This is a genomic window from Duganella sp. S19_KUP01_CR8 (assembly GCF_036688705.1).
Lineage (GTDB): Bacteria > Pseudomonadota > Gammaproteobacteria > Burkholderiales > Burkholderiaceae_D > Rugamonas.
Genome location: NZ_JAQQPR010000025.1, coordinates 29309 through 50180 on the forward strand (window position 1 = coordinate 29309; position 20872 = coordinate 50180).

General features: G+C 63.0%; 23 protein-coding genes. 5 read left to right on the forward strand and 18 right to left on the reverse strand.

Going from position 1 to position 20872, the window contains the following annotated elements; translation table 11 throughout:
• The first annotated feature begins 75 nt into the window (after positions 1-75).
• Both V6M89_RS22620 and V6M89_RS22625 read left to right on the forward strand, forming a co-directional pair.
• Positions 76-804: a substrate-binding periplasmic protein gene (locus tag V6M89_RS22620; protein WP_332855301.1), complete on the forward strand. Its 729-nt coding sequence runs from the start codon at positions 76-78 to the stop codon at positions 802-804.
• An 81-nt stretch (positions 805-885) separates the two neighbouring features.
• Positions 886-1323, forward strand: a complete 438-nt coding sequence (locus tag V6M89_RS22625; protein ID WP_332855302.1) for a GNAT family N-acetyltransferase — start codon at positions 886-888, stop codon at positions 1321-1323.
• Here the strand turns inward: V6M89_RS22625 and V6M89_RS22630 are convergent.
• Positions 1320-1811: a septal ring lytic transglycosylase RlpA family protein gene (locus V6M89_RS22630; protein WP_332855303.1), complete on the reverse strand. Its 492-nt coding sequence runs from the start codon at positions 1809-1811 to the stop codon at positions 1320-1322. The genes V6M89_RS22625 and V6M89_RS22630 overlap by 4 nt on opposite strands.
• A gap of 125 nt (positions 1812-1936) precedes the next feature.
• On the opposite strand from V6M89_RS22630, the gene V6M89_RS22635 reads away from it, so the two are divergent.
• The 3 genes from V6M89_RS22635 (at position 1937) to V6M89_RS22645 (ending at position 7681) form a co-directional block, all read left to right on the forward strand.
• Entirely contained in the window at positions 1937-3370 is a 1434-nt protein-coding gene (locus V6M89_RS22635; protein WP_332855304.1) for an aldehyde dehydrogenase family protein, read from the forward strand.
• A gap of 169 nt (positions 3371-3539) precedes the next feature.
• The gene (locus V6M89_RS22640; protein ID WP_332855305.1) at positions 3540-5477 is read left to right on the forward strand and encodes a CocE/NonD family hydrolase; all 1938 of its coding nucleotides are present in this window, start codon (positions 3540-3542) and stop codon (positions 5475-5477) included.
• Positions 5478-5578: 101 nt separating this feature from the next.
• A complete protein-coding gene (locus V6M89_RS22645) occupies positions 5579-7681 on the forward strand; it encodes a TonB-dependent receptor (protein ID WP_332855306.1) in 2103 nt (700 codons plus the stop codon).
• 126 nt (positions 7682-7807) lie between these two features.
• Here the strand turns inward: V6M89_RS22645 and V6M89_RS22650 are convergent, their stop codons facing one another.
• From V6M89_RS22650 to V6M89_RS22730, 17 genes are all read right to left on the reverse strand, one after another.
• Positions 7808-8221: a DUF6691 family protein gene (locus V6M89_RS22650; RefSeq protein ID WP_332855307.1), complete on the reverse strand. Its 414-nt coding sequence runs from the start codon at positions 8219-8221 to the stop codon at positions 7808-7810.
• Positions 8218-8646 (reverse strand): YeeE/YedE family protein, encoded by a 429-nt coding sequence (locus tag V6M89_RS22655; protein WP_332855308.1) that lies wholly within the window; start codon positions 8644-8646, stop codon positions 8218-8220. The genes V6M89_RS22650 and V6M89_RS22655 overlap by 4 nt, the downstream gene beginning before the upstream one ends.
• 61 nt (positions 8647-8707) lie before the next feature.
• Positions 8708-9412, reverse strand: a complete 705-nt coding sequence (locus V6M89_RS22660; protein ID WP_332855309.1) for a hypothetical protein — start codon at positions 9410-9412, stop codon at positions 8708-8710.
• A 52-nt stretch (positions 9413-9464) separates the two neighbouring features.
• Positions 9465-9857, reverse strand: a complete 393-nt coding sequence (locus V6M89_RS22665; RefSeq protein WP_332855310.1) for a DUF1353 domain-containing protein — start codon at positions 9855-9857, stop codon at positions 9465-9467.
• The gene (locus V6M89_RS22670; RefSeq protein WP_332855311.1) at positions 9854-10321 is read right to left on the reverse strand and encodes a glycoside hydrolase family 73 protein; all 468 of its coding nucleotides are present in this window, start codon (positions 10319-10321) and stop codon (positions 9854-9856) included. Before V6M89_RS22670 ends, V6M89_RS22665 begins: the two co-directional genes overlap by 4 nt.
• Positions 10318-10539, reverse strand: a complete 222-nt coding sequence (locus tag V6M89_RS22675; protein ID WP_332855312.1) for a hypothetical protein — start codon at positions 10537-10539, stop codon at positions 10318-10320. Before V6M89_RS22675 ends, V6M89_RS22670 begins: the two co-directional genes overlap by 4 nt.
• Positions 10540-10603: 64 nt before the next feature.
• Entirely contained in the window at positions 10604-10951 is a 348-nt protein-coding gene (locus V6M89_RS22680) for a hypothetical protein (protein WP_332855313.1), read from the reverse strand.
• 368 nt (positions 10952-11319) lie between these two features.
• Entirely contained in the window at positions 11320-12942 is a 1623-nt protein-coding gene (locus V6M89_RS22685) for a hypothetical protein (protein WP_332855314.1), read from the reverse strand.
• 12 nt (positions 12943-12954) lie between these two features.
• Positions 12955-13269: a hypothetical protein gene (locus V6M89_RS22690; protein WP_332855315.1), complete on the reverse strand. Its 315-nt coding sequence runs from the start codon at positions 13267-13269 to the stop codon at positions 12955-12957.
• 9 nt (positions 13270-13278) lie between these two features.
• Positions 13279-14118 (reverse strand): hypothetical protein, encoded by an 840-nt coding sequence (locus V6M89_RS22695; protein ID WP_332855316.1) that lies wholly within the window; start codon positions 14116-14118, stop codon positions 13279-13281.
• 64 nt (positions 14119-14182) lie between these two features.
• Positions 14183-14761, reverse strand: coding sequence for a hypothetical protein (locus tag V6M89_RS22700; RefSeq protein WP_332855317.1), 579 nt, complete (start codon positions 14759-14761; stop codon positions 14183-14185).
• The gene (locus V6M89_RS22705) at positions 14761-15879 is read right to left on the reverse strand and encodes a baseplate J/gp47 family protein (protein WP_332855318.1); all 1119 of its coding nucleotides are present in this window, start codon (positions 15877-15879) and stop codon (positions 14761-14763) included. The genes V6M89_RS22700 and V6M89_RS22705 overlap by 1 nt, the downstream gene beginning before the upstream one ends.
• A gap of 3 nt (positions 15880-15882) precedes the next feature.
• A complete protein-coding gene (locus tag V6M89_RS22710) occupies positions 15883-16248 on the reverse strand; it encodes a phage tail protein (protein ID WP_332855319.1) in 366 nt (121 codons plus the stop codon).
• Positions 16245-16919 (reverse strand): phage baseplate assembly protein V, encoded by a 675-nt coding sequence (locus V6M89_RS22715; RefSeq protein ID WP_332855320.1) that lies wholly within the window; start codon positions 16917-16919, stop codon positions 16245-16247. Before V6M89_RS22715 ends, V6M89_RS22710 begins: the two co-directional genes overlap by 4 nt.
• Positions 16920-16933: 14 nt before the next feature.
• A complete protein-coding gene (locus V6M89_RS22720; RefSeq protein WP_332855321.1) occupies positions 16934-18052 on the reverse strand; it encodes a hypothetical protein in 1119 nt (372 codons plus the stop codon).
• Positions 18049-19020 carry a LysM peptidoglycan-binding domain-containing protein gene (locus V6M89_RS22725; protein ID WP_332855322.1) on the reverse strand — a complete coding sequence of 324 codons (972 nt, stop codon included), beginning with the start codon at positions 19018-19020 and terminating at the stop codon, positions 18049-18051. The genes V6M89_RS22720 and V6M89_RS22725 overlap by 4 nt, the downstream gene beginning before the upstream one ends.
• 5 nt (positions 19021-19025) lie before the next feature.
• The gene (locus V6M89_RS22730) at positions 19026-20867 is read right to left on the reverse strand and encodes a hypothetical protein (RefSeq protein ID WP_332855323.1); all 1842 of its coding nucleotides are present in this window, start codon (positions 20865-20867) and stop codon (positions 19026-19028) included.
• Between the last annotated feature and the right edge of the window lie 5 nt (positions 20868-20872).

A 20872-nucleotide genomic window follows, 5' to 3' on the forward strand; every position in this document is an offset into this window, starting at 1 on the left:
ATGACGCTGGCGCGCCGGTGGAACATTTTCGCACAGGGCTGCGGCCCCTGCCCGGGCAACCGGTATGATAGTCATATGAGATTGATTACTTTATTTTTCACCTGCCTGTTGCTGGCGGCGCCAGCCCGCGCCGGGGAACTGGTCTACGTGGTTTCCATGGGCAGCGCGATGCCGATGACGGACTTCCGCGATGGCGTGCTGGTGGGCGGCTTGCTCAAGGAGTTCGGCGATGCGCTGGCGCGCGAGCTGCACCTGACGCCGCGCTACCTGACCGTGCCGCGCAAGCGGGTGGAGGCGCCGCTGGCCGGCGGGCAGGCCGACATCCTGTGCGACCTGCGGCCGGAATGGCTGGACGGCAAAGACTGGCTGTGGTCGGAGGCGATTTTCACCAACAATGAGATCGTCACCACCCGTATCGATACGGCGGCGGTGCGCCGCGTCGGCGAGCTGCGCCGGCAGCGCATCGGCACCATCCTCGGCTACCGCTATGCCCACCTGGAACAGCCGCTGGGCGAGGAATTCATCCGCGACGACGCCTCCAGCGACGACCTCAACCTGTCCAAGCTGTTGCGCAAGCGCTTTGTCTATATGCTGACCAATTCCCTGTATTTCGATTATCAGCGCAAAGTGCATCCGGAGCGGGCCCTGCTCAATCCGGTGGCGTTCAAAGTGACGTCCTTCGATACCTACTGCGCCCTGCCGCAGCGGGGCAAGCTGAACTTGCCGACGCTGGACAAAGCGATCCAGGCGCTGAAACGGCGCGGCGAGATCCAGGCCATGCTCGAACGCTTTCGCCCAGGCTGAAGCAACAATTTATACAAATCTTTGCTTGTATTTCTATCGTGCACGCCCTAGGCTAGGTGATTCCCTTAGCCTGAAGCACTTATGCCCCTGGAATTACAATTCGTCCCGCTCAAGTCAGCGATCTCATCCAAAGTGCTGCGCGACTACCGTCAGGACGCCAACTGGCCATCGAACCCCGAATTGGCCCACGACCCGCGCGGCAAGATCGTGTGGGTCAGCGTGGAAGCGAACGGCAAGCAAATCGCCATCGCGCGGCTGGAGCTGGCGCCGCCTGAATTCTGCGCCGTCAGCGAGCTCATTGTCCGCAGCAAATACCGCTCGCAGGGCGTGGGCCGCTGGTTCATGCATCGCATCGAACAATATTGCAACAGCCTGGGCATACGCCGCCTGATGCTGGAGGCCGCCAACGGCAGCGAAAAATTCTACCAGTCCTTGTCTTTTCACAATGACCCGTACATACCGACGATACTGAAAAAAGACATTAATCCGCTGCTGCCGAAGATGTTCGTGGCACGTTAGTGCGATTTATCGGGCGGGGCCGACGCGGCCTCGGTCTTGGGCGGCAGCTTGAGCGGCGTGACGGCCACCGGCGCCACTCCCTCTTCCTTCATGTCCAGCTTGTCGGCGGTCTTGGGGGTGACGTCGATGATGCGGCCGTCCACATACGGCCCCCGGTCCTTGACCACCACGACCTCGCTCTTGTTGTTGTCCAGGTTGGTGACTTTGGCGACCGTGCCCACCGGCAGCGTCTTGCTGGCGGCAGCGTTGCTGTCGGGCTTCATGGTCTCGCCGTTCGCCATTTTCTTGCCGTGGAAACGACGGCCGTAGTAGGAGGCCTTGCCCTTGCGGGTCTTGCCGGAGCGGTCGAGATGACGGCTGGCTGGCGCGACTTTCGCAGCCTTTTCCTTTTCCACCTGAGTCTGCTTTGCGGGCGGCGAGGCCTGCGCGGTTGTGGCCAGCAACAGCCACAACGCCGGTCCCAGCAGCAATGTGCGCAGCGTCTTCATAGGCCGCATTGTAGGCCGTTTGCGCCGCGCGCCACGCCCGATAGATCATACTAATCAAGCGCTTGCTTGCTGTAATAATTGCAGCAATAATGATCCTCCAACATATAACAACGGGGACAGCGGCGATGAATGAAGCGGACGTGCAGCAAATCAGGACGACATTCGACGCCCAGCAGGCCACCGCGCTGCGCTGGCGCGAATCGAGCGCGGCCGAACGCATCGCCCGCGTCAAGCGCTTGCGCGATGCGCTGATGGCGCAGCGCGAGGCGTTCTACGAAGCGTTCCAGCGCGATTACCGCAAGTCCCCGGCCGAGGTCGAAGCATCCGAATTCCTGCCGGTGATGGAGGAAATCCGCCAGGTGCTGGGCGCCCTCAAGCGCTGGATGAAGCCGCGCCGCCACTGGCCCACCACCACCATGCTGGGCACCTACGCCTCGGTGCAATACCAGCCGCGCGGACGGGTGCTGATCATCGCGCCGTGGAACTATCCGCTCAGTTTGTGCTTCGGCCCGCTGGTGTCGGCGCTGGCCGCCGGCAACACGGCGATCATCAAGCCGTCGGAGATGACGCCGGCCGTGTCCGCACTGATGGCGCGCATCATCGCCGAAGTGTTCCCGGCCGACGAGGTGGCGCTGTTCGAGGGCAGCCAGCCGACTTCGCACGCCCTGCTCCAGCTGCCCTTCGATCACATCTTCTTCACCGGTTCGCCGTCGGTGGGCAAGCTGGTGATGGCCGCCGCCGCCCAGCACCTGGCCAGCGTGACGCTGGAACTGGGCGGCAAGTCGCCCACCATCGTCGATGAAACCGCCAACCTGAAACTGGCGGCGGAAACGCTGATGTGGGGGAAGTTCCTCAACAACGGCCAGACCTGCGTGGCGCCCGATCACGTGTACGTGCACGCCAGCGTCAAGGCCGAGTTTGTCGCCGCCTGCCGCCACGTGCTGCAACAGCGCTACGGCGCCGACGCGGCGGCGCAAAAACGCAGCCCCGACCTGACGCGCGTAGTCAACCAGCGCCACACGCAACGGCTGGCCGGACTGCTGTCGGACGCGCTGCAACGCGGCGCCGTGGTGCACACCGGCGGCGAAGTCGACGAGGCGCAATGCTATATCGCGCCGACGCTGATCGAGCAGATTCCGGCCGGCGCGGCGATCCTGTCGGAAGAGATTTTCGGACCGCTGCTGCCCATCATCGAGTACCGCGAACTGGACCAGGTGATCGCCGCCATCAACGCCGCGCCCAAGCCGCTGGCCTTGTACGTGTGGAGCACGCGCCAGGCCAACATCGACAAGATGCTGAAGCAAACCAGCTCGGGCGGGGCCTGCGTCAATCACTGCGTCGCCCATTTCGCGCACGGCAACCTGCCTTTTGGCGGCGTCAACAATTCCGGCATGGGCAGCGCGCACGGCGAGTATGGCTTCAAGAGTTTCTCGCACGAACGCGCGGTGCTGCGCGCATCGCCGCTGATGCTCATCAAGCTGTTCTTCCCGCCCTACACGCAAGGTCGCTTGCGCCTGATACGCATGGTGGTCGACTCGCTGAAGCTGCCTATGCTGTGAACGCCGGGTTGTTAACAAATTCTGTGGATAAGGCTGTTAACAAGCGTCAAGCGAGGTAGGCAAGTGGTTGTTTAGAAAGGGAAAACTTTCGCTGCGCAAATTTGTCGCAGCCAAAGTTATCCACTGGCATTACACTGGGCGGGTTTGACTTCTTATTACCAAGGAATTCATGAAACCACGTCTTACTGCCCTTGCCCTCGCCCTGATCCTGGGCGGCCTTTCCTGCCACGCGGGCGCTGCCAACGCTGCCCCCGCGCCAAAATACAGCCTGCGCGAACACTACACCAAGTACGAATTCCGCATCCCCATGCGCGACGGCGTGCGCCTGTTCACCGCCGTCTACGTGCCCAAGACCGCCGGCAAGAGCTATCCCTTCCTGGTCCAGCGCACGCCGTACAGCGCGGGCGTGCAGTCGGGCGGCGAGCTGCACTACGGCGTGGACTACTACCCTGAACACATCGGCCCCTCGCAGGACTTCGAGGACAGCGGCTACATCTTCGTCAAGCAGGACGTGCGCGGCCGCTACATGTCGGAGGGTAAGTGGATCGAGATGACGCCCCACGTCAATCCCAACCGCGCCAAAGGCCAGGGCAATGAGAGCGAGGACATGTACGACACCGTCGAGTGGCTGCTGAAGAACGTCGCCAACAACAACGGCAAGGTCGGCATCCTGGGCACCTCCTACCCCGGCTTCTACACCTCGGCCAGCATCATCGATTCGCATCCGGCGATCAAGGCGGCGTCGCCGCAGGCGCCGGTGACCGACCTGTACATGAACGACGATTCCTATCACGGCGGCGCCTTCATGCTGGCGGCCAATTTCGATTTCTATTCGGCCTTCGTGGAAGCGGAAAACCCGACCCCGCTGCCGAAGACCTGGGAGCATTTCGACTACGGCACCGCCGACGGCTACGAATTCTTCCTGTCACACCTGACGCTGTCCAACATCACCGGCACCATGACGCCGAAACAGCGCGCCCTGCTGTTGCCGACCATCGAACACACGAGCTACGACGAGTTCTGGAAAACCCGCAACATCGCGCCGCACCTGAAGAACATCAAGGCCGCCGTGCTGACCGTGGGCGGCTGGTACGACGCCGAAGACCTGCAAGGCCCGCTGACCACCTACAGCAGCATCAAACGCAACAATCCCGGCATCTACAACGGCCTGGTGATGGGTCCGTGGTCGCACGGCGCCTGGGGCCGCGCCGACGGCAAAAACCTCGGCTACATCAAGTTCGATGCCAATACCGGCGAGCAATTCCGCAGCAACATCCTGTATCCCTTCTTCGAACAGCACCTGAAAGGCGCGGCCAACAAGAACGTGTCGGAGGTGTATGCGTTCGAGACCGGCAGCAATGTGTGGCGCAACTACGCTGCCTGGCCGCCCAAGCAGACACAGGCGCGCACGCTGTTCCTCGGACCGAACGGCACGCTGGGCTGGAAGCAGCCGGCAGCCGGCGAGGCCTACGACGAATACGTGGCCGATCCACGCAAGCCGGTGCCGTTCACGGCCTATCCCGCGCTGGGTGCACCGAAGGAATACATGGTCGGCGACCAGCGTTTCGCCTCGACCCGGCCGGACGTGCTGACCTACCGCACGGAAGTATTGGATGAGGACGTCACGCTGGCCGGCCCGGTCAAACCCAAGCTGTTCGTTTCCACCACCGGCACCGATGCCGACTGGGTGGTCAAGCTGATCGACGTCTATCCGCCCGCCTACCCAGGCGCGAGCGAGGACGACGAGCGCGGTCCGGACGTGCCGAAACCGACCTTGACGATGGCAGGCTATCAGCAACTGGTACGCGGCGATCCGCTGCGCGGCAAGTTCCGCAACAGTTTCGAAAAGCCGGAGCCGTTCACGCCGGGCAAGGTGGAAGCCGTCAACTACGCCATGAGCGACGTCAACCACACATTCCGGCGCGGCCACCGCATCATGGTGCAGATCCAGAGTTCGTGGTTCCCGCTGGTGGACTTGAATCCGCAGACGTTCGTGGATATTCCGAAGGCCAGGCCGGAGGACTTCCAGAAGGCGACGCAACGTGTGTATCACGCGCCGGCGATGTATTCCGGCGTCGAGGTGCTGGTGTTGCCCGGCTTGCGCTGATCCTTGCTTTGGGGGCATAATTCAGTTGATAACGATTCTCATCTAGCCAGCCAAACTCTCGTCCGACGAAGTAGCCAGCCGCACACTACTTCAAGGACCCCATGGCACTGAACAAGAAACCGCTGGCTTTGATGCTGGCCAGCCTCACCCTCACCAACGCCGCGCTGGCACAAACCGGCGCGGCGCCGGAGCAGACGATGGCCGTCGTCACCGTCACCGGCGAAGCCGATGCCGGCTACCGCCCCACCTCCTCCACCAGCGCCACCAAGATCGATGCCCCGCTGCGCGATATTCCGCAAACCGTCAATGTCGTGCCGCAGGCATTGCTGCGCGACCAGGGAGTGCGATCGCTGCAGGATGCGCTGAAAGCCGTGCCCGGCATCGGCATGTCGACCGGCGACGGCCAGCGCGATCAGGTGACGATACGTGGTTTTAGCGCCATAAGCGACCAGTTTGTCGATGGGATGCGCGACGATGCGCTGTATTTCCGCGACCTGTCGAATGTCGAGCAGGTCGAGGTGATCAAGGGGCCCGCTTCGGTGCTGTATGGCCGCGGCTCGTCCGGCGGCATGATCAACCGCATCACCAAAAAACCGGGCATGGAGCGCAGCGAAGTGAGCCTGCAAGCCGGCAGCTGGGGACAGAAACGCGGCGAATTCGACCTGGCGCGCAATCTGTCCGAGCATGGCGTCGCTTTCCGCGTCACCGGCGCGGTGGAAGACGCCGACAGCTACCGCAACCAGCAATTCCTCAAGCGCGAGGCCGTGGCACCGTCGCTGCAATTCAAGCTCGGCGCGGACACCCTGTTGCTGCTGCAAGCGGAATACCTGCATGACAAACGCCTGACCGACTTCGGCATCCCCTCCTACCAGGGACGCACGGTCGATGTGCCGCCGAGTACCTACTACGGCGCCGCCAACGCCAAGGATTTCGACTATAGCGAATCGCGCGTGCACGCCTTCGGCTTTACGCTGGATCACCGCTTCAACCACGCGTTCTCGATCCGCAATGCCTTCCGCCACTACAACTACACGCTGGACCGCAACAATACGCTGATCGGCTCCGTCAATGAGGCGGCGAAAACCGCCTCGCTGACGCGCGGCAACGTGGCGCGCGATGAGGACGGCTACACCAACCAGACCGAGCTGACGCAGTATGCGGAACTGGCCGGCATGCAGCACCAGGTGCTGTACGGCGTGGAATTCGGCAAGCAGAACAAGGACCAGCTGGTGCGCTCGCAGGCCAACGTGGGGACCGTGTCATTGTTCAACCCAATCAACCCTGTTGTGCCATTTACGGCCGGCGGCGCGCCTACGGCGAACAATCTGGGCATTTTCAAGGTCGCTAGCGCCTACATTCAGGACCTGGTGACGATCTCGCCACAATGGAAGGCCCTGGCCGGCATCCGCTACGACAAATTTGAACAGGAAACGGTCGAGCGCCGCGTAGGCGTCGCCAGCGTGGCCCGCACCGACCGCAACTGGAGCCCACGCGCCGGCCTGGTGTACCAGCCCAACATTGCCCAGTCGTACTACGCTTCGTTCAGCAGATCGTTCCAACCATCCGGCGAAGGCTTCGCCCTGGCGGTCAATAACGCCGATATCGCGCCGGAAATCACCAAGAACAAGGAAATCGGCGCCAAGTACGACTTGTTCGGTGGCCGAGCCTCGGCCGGGGTGTCGCTGTTCCAGTTGACGCGCACCAATATGAAATCATCCGATCCCGTCACCAACAAGCTGATTCCACTGGGCACCCAGCGCACCAACGGCCTGGAACTGACGTTCAGCGGCGATTTGGGCGATGGTTGGCAGGCTTGGTCGGGCTATTCCTACCTGGACGCGTCGATGCTGACGTCGATTGCCAAGGACGACGGCCAACTGGTGCAGGGCAAGCGCTCTACACTGACGCCTAAACACAGCGTCAATCTGTGGTTCAGCAAGGCGCTGGCGGGCCACTTTGGCGTCGGCGGCGGCTTGAACTATGTCGGCGACCGTTTTGCCAATCCGGGCAACACCGTCACCCTGCCTAGCTTCGTGACGGCGGACGCCATGGCCTACTATCGCCACCGCAACATCGATCTGACGCTGAACGTGATGAATCTGCTGGACAAGGCCTACATCGTGGCCGGCCACGGCAGCAGCAAAAACCTCAGCCTGCCCGGCGCACCGCGCTCGGCGCAATTAACCGCGCGTTACCGCTTCTAAACCCTTGAGCGTCCGGGTTGTTAACAAATTCTGTGGATAAGCTTGTTAACAAGCCGGACCGGGCAACGCTAAGCTGCTGTTTCAAAAGAAAAATAATGCGGTGCGCAATTTTGTTGCAGCGGTAACTTATCCACCGCGCCTGCGCTCGATCAGCTCGAATATCCCCATTCCGGCCAGCATCGCCAGAACGAAGACTATCGCCTTCGGCAAGCCCATGCCCAGCCCCACCAAGGCGGGGCCGGGACAAAAACCAGCGATTCCCCAGCCTGCGCCAAATAATATCGAACCGAATACCAGCCGGCGGTCGATTTGAGTTACTGCAGGCAGTTTTATTTCAGCGCCCAGCAATGTCGTTTTACGGCGAGCAATATAGAAAAAAGCAAAGAATCCCACCGTTATCGCACCGCACATCACAAATATCAGCGATGGATCCCATTTACCGGCCAAATCCAGAAAACCCAATACTTTGACCGGATTGGCCATGCCGGAAACAATCAGCCCCAGGCCGAACAACAACCCGCACAGGAAAGAGATAATCATAATACGTGCCGTATTAAATAGACGCTGACAAAACCGGCCACCATAAAGATGGCGGTCGCCGCAATCGAACGTGGGGAAAGCCGGGATATTCCACAAACCCCATGCCCGCTGGTGCAACCGGAACCATACCGCGTGCCCACGCCAACCAGCAAGCCGGCAATAATCAATACGCCGTAATCCGCATCGACCTGCACCCGGGGCCAGGCGTAAAACACGCCATACACCAAAGGCGCCAATATCAGGCCGGCGATAAAAGTGATACGCCATAGAATATCGCCCTGCACAGGACGCAACAGGCCGCCGATAATTCCGCTAATGCCGGCTATGCGGCCATTTAATAGAATCAGCAGCGCCGCCGCCGCGCCGATCAGTACACCGCCCAGCAAGGCGGACCATGGTGTGAAGTTCAGACTATCGATGACCATTCGAAGCTCCCAGGGCTACGCGCCAGAAAGCGGCGCGAACAAGCCAATTGTTGGCATAATTTTACTCTCCCAGCAGGGCCAGGGACTCCAGCCATGCGGCTTTCCACGGACGCAAATCCGGGTTGGTGGCGAACGCCTTCTTCAGATGCGACATCGGCACGCGATAGACGTCATTCAATCCGAGCGCTAATGTGACCGGATTCCACAAATGGGTATTCTTCCCTGCGCGGGAATTCTTTCTCACCCTGGCGCCGTCGTCACCGAATATGCCGATACCGCTTGCCAAGGATTTTTCCAGATCCAGCTTGGCCATGCCGCCGAACACGCGCAGCACTTCGTCTTTGGTGATTCCTTTCAGAATCTCCCTCGGCGGTGGAGCAATGACTTCCTCTTTCGGGTTTAATATATCTTCCAATAAAGCGGCAACATCCCTTTGAAAGAAACGCAATGCATCCAAAGGCATGGTAATGCCCGGCGGTTTGAGCTTAAAAGAAATCCGATCCGAATCCCGCGTCATCCGAATTAATACATCGTCGCTACCGGCGATCAAGCGCTGGGTATCCTCAACAAAGAATATCGGCGCCGGATACCGGGTAATCCCCTCGGCGAACAGGCCGGCATATTCCTCCGAATAATCCAGCCAGACATGGGGAGTCAACCCCGCTTCCAACAAGCGCGCCAGGTTCCATGGCGTGCCGGTCTGTTCACTTAACCAGGAACAGGTTTCTTCGGTGGTCGCATTGTTGGGCAGTGGGCCGGATGTCATTTTCTTCTTTCGGAATGTTCGGATGCCGCAGTGTACCAATAATATGCGCGGTTTAAGCGGGGCCGTCTGCCCTCCACGACGGAGTGCCGCCAATTTTGACGCCCAGATAAATCCCCAGGCGGCGCCAGGCCGGAATGCCGTCGGCTTCCGACGCCTCGCGCAACACGCGGTTGGCGCTGGCTTCGTCGCACACTTCGTGGTGGTGATAGAGCCAGTCGTGGATCACGGCCGCCTTGTGCGAGGTATCGCCGAACAGCAGGTACAGCACCGGCAGGCGCGGCACGCTGGCGTAGTCGGTCAGGAAGCCGGATTCGACTTCGATCACCCGGCCGAGGATCGCCGATTGATAGCGGAACGGCGCCATCACGCGCCAGGTGCCGCGCCCGCCGGCGGCCAGGTCGTCGACGCACTCGGTGATCAGCGGGGTGAGGAAGGCGGATTTCATAGCGCCTCCGGACGGTCGAAGATGGACAGTTGGCGGCCGCGCATCACGGCGATCAGCTTGTCGGCGTACTGCGGATCGGTGGCATAGCCGGCGGCGGCCACCGCGCGCGCGAACGCTTCGCCGCCGCGGCAGGAGAACGCCGGCCTGTAGCGCGGGTTGGCCAGCAGGAAGGCGGCGTGGTCGTCGATGCAACCTTGCCAATCGGGATACTTGCGCCAGCGGGCCGGCTGCATCTGCCACTGGCCTTTGAGGAATTCGCGGGTGGGCATCAGCAGCACCTCGCCGCGCCAGGACGGATCGGCCTTGACCCCGAACAGGTTGTGGGCCTGCAGCGCCAGCTGCGACGCGCCCCAGCCGGATTCCAACGCCGCTTCGGCGAGCGCGAAGCTGGCCGGCACCCGGGTACGGGCGGCCGACGCGCGGGCGGCCGGGCCGACGGCGGCGATGAAGTCGGCGGGGGTCATGGCCACTCCCCTTCCGACTCCGGAGTAATCTTGCCGGATTTCCATTCCTTCCACATATGCCAGCATTTGTGGACGATCATCAAGACGACATAGGTCAAGGTGGCCAGGTGCACCAGTTCCGGCAGCGAGATGCCGATGTATTCGGCGCCGACGACGGCGATGGGCGGCGCGGTCTTGGCCAGCATGGCGGCGCCGGTTTCGATGGTTTCGTGTGTCATGCGCATGTTCTCCAAGCATAAAAAAAGCCACCCGAAGGTGGCTGTGGTGTTGAACGGTGCAGGTTTATTGCGGGATGCCGGCCAGGATCTGCTGCACCCGCTCCGGCGACGCAAGGATGCCGCCGCCGGGACCGGGCGACGCCGGCTTGGCCAGGTAGGCGATGATGTCGCGCACCGAGGCCAGGTTGGGGTCGGTCGGCTTGTCGAGCTGCACCGACAGCTGGTACATGGCCCAGAACTCGGCGACCATCGGGTCTTTCGAGGCCTTGATGGCGATGCGCTCGGCGGGGGTGAAGGCCATGTACAAGCTCATCGGAGTGAGCGGCGGCAGCGCGCTCGATGGGGTGAAGACCGGAGCGCCATCGACCAGCTTGCAGGTCCAGCCGACGTCTACCGGCGAGTCGTCTGCCACTTGGTATTCCAGCACATCGGGAACGGAAGAGCTGATCGTTACGCCCTGAACCGCGGCATAGCCAAGACCAACGACCAAGCCATCTTTTACGAAAATCAGTTTCATAGTCAGGTTCCCTCCAATACGGACACAACACAAGAGCAAGCGGTGACAGAAATAGATACAGTCTGTCCCGCGCCTACAAAGTGACTTATTTGCCAATTCAGAGTCGGAGAAAAGAACAAGCCCGCCGTTACTCCATTTATAGATATCGATGAAGTATTATTTCCTGCAATGGAAATCGTGAGTTTCGAATCAACCGGTGCTGTGTAAGTCAGCGCACCGGAGTTTATTGCACCAATAATTCCTGTTGCCATTTAATGCTCCTGTTAGTTAATCTGGCGGCGGTTTTGCGGGGGCTGTATGCCAGATAACATCGCTTGGTTGCCAACGACGGCCATACGTTGCCCTGGTGGCGACGCTGAGTTCGCGTCAATTGTGAATGGCTGGACAAAACCGCCCGCCAAAGTCGCCACTCCTTGATACTGCACCGGCACGGCAGAACCGGCCGCCGCGCTCGCACCGAAAACGCCAATCGGCGTGGTCTTCTGGCCAGTCACACCGGTCAAGGCAATAGACGCAAACCGTGCCCCGGCACTACCTGGCGTTAAGGCCAGCACCAGTGGCGCAGCCGATCGGACAGGACTACGCCCCACCGGCAACAGACAGATGGGCGCGGCATTCAGTTGTCCGGAGAACAAGCCCAAATTGGCATACTGAAGCGTCGCGAGGGAGTTGAGCGAGCTATCACGTACTTCCAGATTCGCCCCATATCCACCAACGACTATCCAGCCATTGTCGGCCTGGGTCACTACCGTTGTGTGCGGGATAGTGGTGGCAAATTGGACGCCGATCGTGCCGTTACTGTTAGCAATGAACACCGAGCCAGGCGTAGCTACCACCGCGCTGCCGTCCGACCGAGCTACCGCAGCACATCCGGGGAAATAGTTGCTCCCGGTCGCGCCGCTGGAATATTGCGCACCGACCACGCTGCCCGCAGCAGACAGCGTGGTAATAGTGGCGCTTACGCTAGCGCCGTAGTGGTGAACGATGATAAATCCACCGCCCGCAAGGCCGACAGTACACACGCTGCCATAGGGATTGGAGGTCCCGCCGGCGTTATTCAGGTTAATCGCCGTTTGCTGCGCAACACCCGCCGCGTTAAAGCGTGAAAAGTATGTTGAGATCTGATTGAACACCATGGCGGCAACCACAAAACCGCCGGATGACAGGCCGCAGACGCTAACTGCACACGGCGACGCCGTCAGCACGCCCACCAATCCGGTCGCCGCCGGCGCCTGCACAACAGTGCCTGTCGCCGAATACACAGCATAACGAACGGCCCCTGCCGAAGTACAATATGCCACAGCGAAACCACCTCCCGACAGCGGCGCGATCGCTAGCGAGGAAGTTGCCACACCAGCTTCGACAATGGACGGCGCCAGAATTTGCGTACCGCTACTGCTGAATACTGCGACCGTCGCATATTGCGTCCCCAAGTCCTGATAAGCCAAGGCGAAGCCGCCGCCACTGAGTGCCACTGCATATGTGCTGATGGAGGGTTGGGCATGAGGCAGCGTAATGTATCCGCCCTGCTGTGCTCCTAAAGGATTGTAGATGCCGACTTGCAGGGTACTGCCATTCGACCCAACCATGACTGCGTTGCCATTGCTTAGCGTACAGCCGGTGCCATGCGAGTTGGCCGAGCCGGCAAGCGCAAAGGAAACCCCGGCCGCACACGGCGTTGCTGGGGGAATCGCACCAGAAAGCGGACGCAGAGCACCACCCGGTCCCGCCGGGTCCAGCGCGTAATACGCCAACCCATCCACGCCGACACAAGCGAGTTGGCCTTGCACCACTGCCTCGCCAGCCACCGTCACTGTGCTGAGATTTTGTAATGTGCCGCCGCCCGTCACCGAGCTATTGACGCCACCTGAAAGAATTCGTCCCATTACTACTCCTTATTAACGTCCGTGCATACGCCACACTGCCGTGGGCGCGCTGTTGAAAACGGTGACTGTTTCGCCAGCCACCAATGCCACTGCCGTCTCTTCCAACAGCGAACCAGCCGGGATCACCAGATCGAGTGGCTCGATCCAGTCGGCCGCAGCCGGCATGGCAGGCGCCACTACCGCCGACGAGATCGCCAGCCGTACCGTGATCGCATTCAGTGGATCGAGATTGACGCAGCGGATGTTCACCGTCATCTCGTTGGGCGCAGTGCCCAGCGTGGTATAGGTCGCCGCCGGGGGCGACGCTTTTGCTACATAGCTTGCCATGTTGTCCTCTTAGAGTTGGCCGTAAAAATACATGTCAGAAAACTGTCCCTTGCTGTTATTGCTAATCACCGATAACAGCGATGTGTTGACGCTGCTGACAGCCGCCGCCACGAACGCCGAGCTGGCCGCCTTCTGGCTGCTGTCGCCCGGCGCCGGCGTCGGTACCGTCGGAGTACCGGTGAAGCCCGGGCTGTTCAGCGGCGCGGCCTGCGGCAACGCCAGGGTCAGGAACGGCGCCCCCGCCACCGGCGCGATGTTCGGCGCCGGCACCGTGGCCATGCCGTAGTCCACCTGCACGCTGTAGGCGCCGATCCAACCGGCGTCGGCCGCCGGGGTGACCTGCGAACCGGTGTTGGCCATCGCGCCGGCCTTGACCTGCACCGCGCATTTTCCGCAACGGATGGTCATGCTCGACGTACCCAAGCCGCCCGGGCCGCTGTAGGGAATCGCCGGATTGCTGGCGTTATAAAACGGCAGCACCAGCGCCCCCGTATCAACCTCCTGGAACTGCACCTGCACCAGGTAGTTGATCGACTTGCCGGCCGTGCCAGGCGCCGGCACCGGCAGCGCGATCGGGTCGGCCAGGATGCCCTGCTTGAGCACCTGGCGCGCATCGGCGCCGAGCGACGAATACGGCGTGGCGTCGACCGCCGCCATTTGATACACCTGGCCGGCGGCGATCGCCGCCGTCAGGCCCGTGCCCGGCGTGCAGGCCAGGCCTTGCAACACCGGCGCCGTGCCCAGCACGGCCTGGGCGAGTTTGGCGAGACCGATCATGGCGAACTTGTTGCCGTTCAAAATGTCGGTCTCGATCAATTCCTCGCCGTTATAAACAGTTGCGCGATCCATACTGCTCCTGAAAGAAAAAAGGCCGCGGGTAGCGGCCTTGTGGATAAAAACTACGCAGCAGCCCTTACAGCAGCTGCACCCAGACCGTCACGTTGTGCGGCCGCACCGCGTCGATGGCGGCGTAGATGTCGGCGTCGGCGATGCCGTACTGCGGCGTCCCCGGCAGCGGCCGGTACACCTTGACGAAGCACTCGTACGGCGTCGTGCTCAAGGTACCGTAGCGGCCCTGGCCGTAGAAGCCGGTGGGCTGGCCATACGCGCCGTAGTCCTGCGGTCGAGCGGACTCGATCAGGATGGGCGTGCGGCCGGTGATGTCCTGGCACAGCTTGACCACACCCGCGCGCGTGCCGCGCTCGCGGAAAATATTGGCCTGGATCGCCGTCCGGTAGCTCTGGTCGGTCTGGTACGGTTGGCGCTGCAAGCCGAGGCCGAAGAAGTCGCCTGCGATCATGTCCAGCCAGCCGTCGCTGGCGGTCAGCAAGCGGCTTTGCTGCTTGACGTAGGCCAGCAGCGCATACACGAAGGACCAGCCCGCCGCCCAGCCGGACAGCAAGGCGTCCAGCACCGGCGTGCTGTCGCTGAACCAGGTCGGCAGCGTGGCTTTCAGGCGGGCGACGATGTCGCCGTTGTCCCCGGCCGCCATCAGGACACCGTCACGGTCGAGAACTTCAGCACCTGCCGCGCCGTCACCGCGACGTCGGCGCTGCCGCCGTTGAGCTGCATCGCCGTCACGTTGGTGACGCCGGGCGAGGCGTCGTACGCCACCTGCGCCAGCCGGGTGTAGGTCAGCGTCTGGCCCAGCGCCAACGCGTTGATGTAGTTCTGGATCGCGGCCTGCACCTGCCCGCGCGTGGCGACGGTGTCGTAGCCGGCGGCCAGCGTCACCGCCAGCGATACCGCGACCGGCACGATCACCGGCGTGTACACGCCGAAGCGCGTGGTGATCGCCCGCACCGCTTCGATGGCGCTGCTGACGGCGTTGATAAAGGCCGCCGACGGCGCACCGGAACCATCGTCCACCACCACGTAGAAGTAGCCGGGATCGGCCGTGCCGTTGTACTGCTGGTTCTCGGTGATGGTGTAGACCGTGCCCGGTTGCACCGAGCTGATCGCGTAGCCGATCGCGGCCCGGGTGGCGCGCGACAACGAGGCGATGTAGACCACGAAGCGTGTCCGCAGCGCGGCGTCGGTTTCCGCATCGGCGCCGCCGGAGAACGACAGCGCGTTGCTGACGGTGTCGACATACGTCACCGCCTGCGACAGCACGCTGACCTGGCCGGCGCCGGCGTTGCCCGCCGCCTCGGCGACGTTGGCGCGCACCGGCACCGTCAGGCTGGGCACGCCGGCCGCCAGCACATAGCCGTCCACCGTCCAGGCCGGGTGGGCGGTGTCAGCCGCGACGGTGTAGCCGCGGCTGCCGTCGGCGGTGCGCACCTGGGTGCTGAACGGGATCAGCGCCTGGCTGGTCGGCGTGAAGCGGGCGAAGGTGACTGCACCCACCGCCGGCAAGGCCGGCAGCCGCGCCAGGCCGTAGTCGGCGATCCAGCTGTCGAGATCGGCGTCGCTGGCGGTCGCGGCCCGCATGGTGGACAGCAGCTGCATGGCGATGCCTTGCAGCCATTGGGCCAGCGCGGCGTTGGTTTCCACCAACGCGCGCAGCATGGAGCCGATGGTGAAGTCGATCAGGCCCGACGTCCTGGACTGGATCGCCGCCACCTGGTCGGCCACCAGGGTGGCGAAAGTTTTGGTAGAGATGCTCATGTTTTACCTGTTGAGGTTGAATGCCAGATTGACCGGCTGCTGGACCTCGGCATCGACGTACTGGATGCGCACGCTGATGCCGTTGTCGATGGGGCTGATCAGGACGACCGGATCAGGCTGGTGCGAGACGATGGCCTCGTTGAACAACTGCTCGCGGATCAGCGCGCGCAGGCGGCCGGCGTCCAGCGTCTTGCCGATTTCCTGCGACACGCCGGCGCCATAGTCCAGCTGCCACAGATAGTCGCCGGCATTGGTCAACAGGCGCCGCAGGATGCGCTGCTGGCCTTCCAGCGTGCCGCTGCTCAATGCCAGGTCGCCGGTGACGGACAGCGCCAGGTCGCCGCCGATATAGTGGGAGAGATCGCTCAAACCGGTGCTCCCGTCATCGCCGGGCCGGACTGCACGCCGGGATGGGTATGGGTACGCAGGCTGACGCCGGCACCCCTGACATCGCCGGCCACGGTGAGCTTGCCATCGACGCTGCCATCGCCGCTGACGGCCAGCTTGCCGGTGATGGAGGCATCGGCGCTGACAGCCAGCTTGCCGCTGATGGTGGCGTCGCCGCTGAGCTTGAACGCGCCGCTGTGGTTCCAGCTCGACGCCGCCGACGTGATGCTGCCGTCCCCGTTCAGCGTGATGCTGGCGCCGTGACCGTCGCTGAACACGGCGGCGCCGCTGTTGAGCAGCTTGAACTGCGCGCCGTTCTTGTGCACGGCCCACAGCTCGCCGCTGGGCGCCGGCAGCGGCCGCGCCTGGTCGCTGTAGAAGCGGCCGACGATCAGGCCGGCGTCCATGCTGGCTTCCTGGAATTCCAGCTGCACCGTGTCGCCCGAGGTGGGCGGGCTGAACAGGCCCCAGCCGTTGCCGCTCCAGGCGCTGGTGATCGGCAGCCAGCCGATTTCCACGCCCTCCGGCTGCAGCAGCACCTTGGCGCTGTAGGTGTTGGGGTCATAGCTGGTGACGGTGCCGATGCGCGTGCGCGCCAGGCCCTGCCCGGCCGTCTGCGACACCAGGCGGATGCTGTTGATAAGATTGTTCATGCGTGCTCCTCCGGCTAAGTTTTGGCGTTGGTATCAGTGTTGGGGATTTGGTTCTTGGCTTCGACCGTCATGCTGAAGCCGCCGTCGGCCGAGTAGCGGCGCGTGACGGCGGCCGTGTAGTAAGCCTGGTCGAAGGCGCTGCCGGTGTCGCTCACCTGGATCAGGCTGGTCGGCATCAGCAGCACATCGCCCGGCAGGTCGGCTTTCAAGCTCATTTCGTGCGCCGACAACTCCTGCAAGATCGCCTTGGCCTTGGCCTTGGCCTGGCTGGCGTCGAGATTGGGAAAGGTGCGCACGTACTCCTGCGGCTCGCCGTCGAACGGCACGGCCGCGCCATCGCTCACGCGCTTGCGCTCGGCCACTTCGCTGACGGCCTGGTTGGTCTTGCTGTGGAAGGACAGCACTTTCACGCGCAAGTCCTTGGCCAGCGACAGATTGCGCTGGAAGCCCAGCTGCATGGCGTTGGACTCGGCCACGCCGCCCGCCTGCCAGCGCAGCACGTAGGGATCGGCGCTCTTGGCGGTGCGCGGCTCGAAGTGCAATGAACGGCCGCGCACGTACACCTGGTAGCCTTCGTACTGCGCCAGCCTGGTGACGATGTCCCAGTAGCTGACGTTGGACGCCACCAGCGCCTTGACGATCTGGTAGTAGCCGCCGGCCGCCACCGTAGTCGGCGTCACCACCGGCGTCAAGCCCTGTGCCTTGGCGATCTGGCTGACCACATCGGACGCCACCAGCGTGCCGCTGCTGAACACCATGGTGCGCTTGAAGTCGATCAGCCTGGAGCTCAGGTCGCGCCCCGACAGTGCCATGGTGCCGGCGTCGAGATCGACGTCCAGCGTGTCGGCATAGCCGATCAGGAAGCTGGTCAAATCGGACTTGGCGACCTGGCCAGGATCGGCCGGGAAGCCCAGCAGAAACTCCAGCTCCAGCTGTTCCTGGCGCGACCAGAAATCGATGCCGCGCCCGGCCGGCTGGGCCGCAATAGACAACGTCAACCGAAAGGTGTCGGCCACGAAGAAGGCGTTGTTGTTCACCTCGAAACCAATCACGCCGTCCAGCGCGGCGCCGTTGGCGTAGACCATGCCGCGCGGCCGGTTGGCGGCGCTTGTTGGTTGTGCTTGATTGATCATGGGCCGGGTACTCCTCCGTTGTCCGGCGGCGTAGCCGGTATCGCCAGCGTCCGCACGCCCGTCACCTGGGGATCGGTGACTTTGTTGGCCTGGGCGATGGCGATCCACTTGGTGGCGTCGCCGTAGACCTTGGCGGCCAGCCGGTACAGGCTGTCGCCGCCGACCACCACTTTCTGCAGCGACGTCACCGCTCCCGAGGCGCGCGTCAGGTTGGCTTCGATGCGGCCGACCACGGCCTGCAACTGGTGCAGGTCCGGCAGTTTGACGGCCGCGTCCAGCTGCTTGGTCAGCTTGGCGGCCTGCTGCGCGACCGGGTTATTGGGCAGGATGCCGCCCAGCGTGGTCACCGTCTGCAGCACCGCGCCGGCCTCGGCGATCATGCCCTTGACCTGGGTGGCGACGCCGCGCACCGGTTCCAGCACGCCGTTGATGGTCTTGCTGCCGGCCTGGACGAAATCGGACACCGACTTGATGCTGTCGTTCATCGTCTTCATCAAGCCGGTCAGCTTCGGATCGCCGACCTTGGCCGCGATGGCGCCGGCCTTGGCGGCGTCGGCGCTGATGGCGGCGTTCAGGTCGGCGGCCTTGGCCGACGGCCGCGCGCGGGTGCTGTCCTCGACCACGTCCAGCTCCAGCGTGTAGCGCACGCGGTGGCGCTGCTCCACCACGTACTTGAAGCTTTTGACGACGACGCGGTATTTGTATTCGAAAAAGCTGAGCTGCTGCTGGCTGCCTTCCACCCGCATCAGGTCGATGGCGCGGGCGCGTTGCAGCGCGTTGGCGCCGAGGAACAGGCCGGACCACTGGATCGGATCGTCCTCGGCGCCCATCGCCTGCACCACGCGCACGCCGCCCGGCAACTGGTGCACCACCAGCTTCTGGCTGCCGCCGAGCGGAATGCTTTCGGGGATTTCAAAATCCTGGAAAGTCTCGCTTCCCAGGGTCAGGGTAAATGCTGTGTTTGCCATGGTGTCTATCCTGCGTAGGCGACCGACGCGAGGTTCATCGTGCCGTCGAAGTTGTTGGAGCCGGTAGGCGGCCCGGCCATCCGCGCGCCCGCCTCCTGGAGGACGCGGGTGGCGATGCCGCGATAGTCGAGCTTGTTTTCGACCTTGAACACCGGCGTCGGCGCCGGCGGCGGCACCGCGTTGATGGCCGTGCGCGGTGCGACGGGCGGCAGGCTGCGCGGCGCGGCAACCGCGCCCGTCGCCGTTGCGCCGGCAGGAATGGCTGGCGCATTGGGCTTGGGGGCATCCTTGTGGAACCAGTACCAGGCGCCGGCGATCGCTGCACCCAGCGCGGCGATGGCGACAATCGCCCAACCTACCGGCGTCAGCAGACCAGCCACCGCTTCGCCCGCCGCCACCAAGGCCGAGCCTATCATCCGCAGCATCGGCCAGGCACGCTTGGCAGCCTTACCCAGCCAGGAAAAATTACCCCCCAACGAGAGCACCGTGCCGCCTATCTTCAGCGCGCCGGCCAGCACGGCGAAGGCGCCGACCGCAATCTGCGTCAGTACCGGGAAGCGCCCCAGCCAGTTGCCCAGCTTGTCCATGGTCCGCGCGAAGAACAGCAAGGCGCTGGTGACTTTGGGCAGGTACACGCTGCCGATCACGGTCAGCAAGTTCTTCCATGCCTGCGCCGCCGCCAGCTCCGCGCCCTTCGGCGATTTCAGGTATTGCTGGTAAGCGCTGCCGTAGTTGCTGGCCAGCTGAAACTTCTGCGCCTGGGATTGCAAACGCGGCCGGTTGACGATCTGGTCACCGACAAAGCTCGCGGTGTGCTCGTCAAAGTTTTTCGACAGCAGCGACACCATCTTGACGTCGTCGATCTTGCCGTACTTCTTGCGGATCGCCGGCGCCAGCACCTCGGCGATGAATTTGTCGGGACGGTGCTCCATCAACGCGACGTTGGCCGCGCTCAGGCCGGCCTCGCCGCCCTTGCCGCCCTTGCCCTTGGCGGGCGCTTGCAACAGGCCCAGCTGGGACAGGAAGCCCTTGGCCTTGCCATCCATGCCGCCGCCCACCAGCGTCGCGTAGGCGCCTTGCGCATTGGCGCCGGCCGTCTCGCCGGACTCCTGCGCCATGTAGGCGGAAAACTGGCCGTACAGATACTCCTTGTCGAAATGCTGATACGCCTGTTTGCCGGCCTTGGCGGCGGCCACGAATTCCGCGCCGTTGACCTTGCCGCCGGTGGCGAAATTCACCTTCGACTGCAAATCCAGCTCGCTGCGCATCACCGCTTCGGCGCCGGTGACAGGCGTGCCACGCAAGGCCAGCGCCTTGGCGGCATTCGCGGTCTGCCCCTCGACGTCCTTGCCGCCGTTGGCGACCTTGGCCGCGAAGGAGTATTTGGCGAAGTCCTCCGACAGCGCCAGCGATTTCGGCAAGTCGCCGAACGCATCGTTCAGATCGCGGATGCGAGAGATGTTGTCGGCGATGCCGGTGCCCAGCGTTTTGTGCGACAACGCGGCCGCCTTGGCATACACGGCGGCGTTGTTCTGCGCGCCCAGGTTGAGCGTCTCGAAATCGGACTGCGCCTGCGCGGCTTCCGCCGCCGCCTCGTATGGCGACTTGAACGCGCCGAACATCTTGTCGGCGACGCCGGCCATTGCTTCGCCGGTCTTTTTCTTCTTGTCTTTCTCGTCGTCCTTGCCCTTCAGCTTGGCCAGTATCTCCTCCAGCGCGGACAGGTTTTTCTGCGCCCTGCCCGCGCCATCTTCGACCAGCTTCAGCGCCTTCGCGATTTCCCGCAAGCCCTTGCTGGCGCCATTGGACAGCTGTAACTTCAACATCATTTGGTATGGTTTTGCCATGGGAA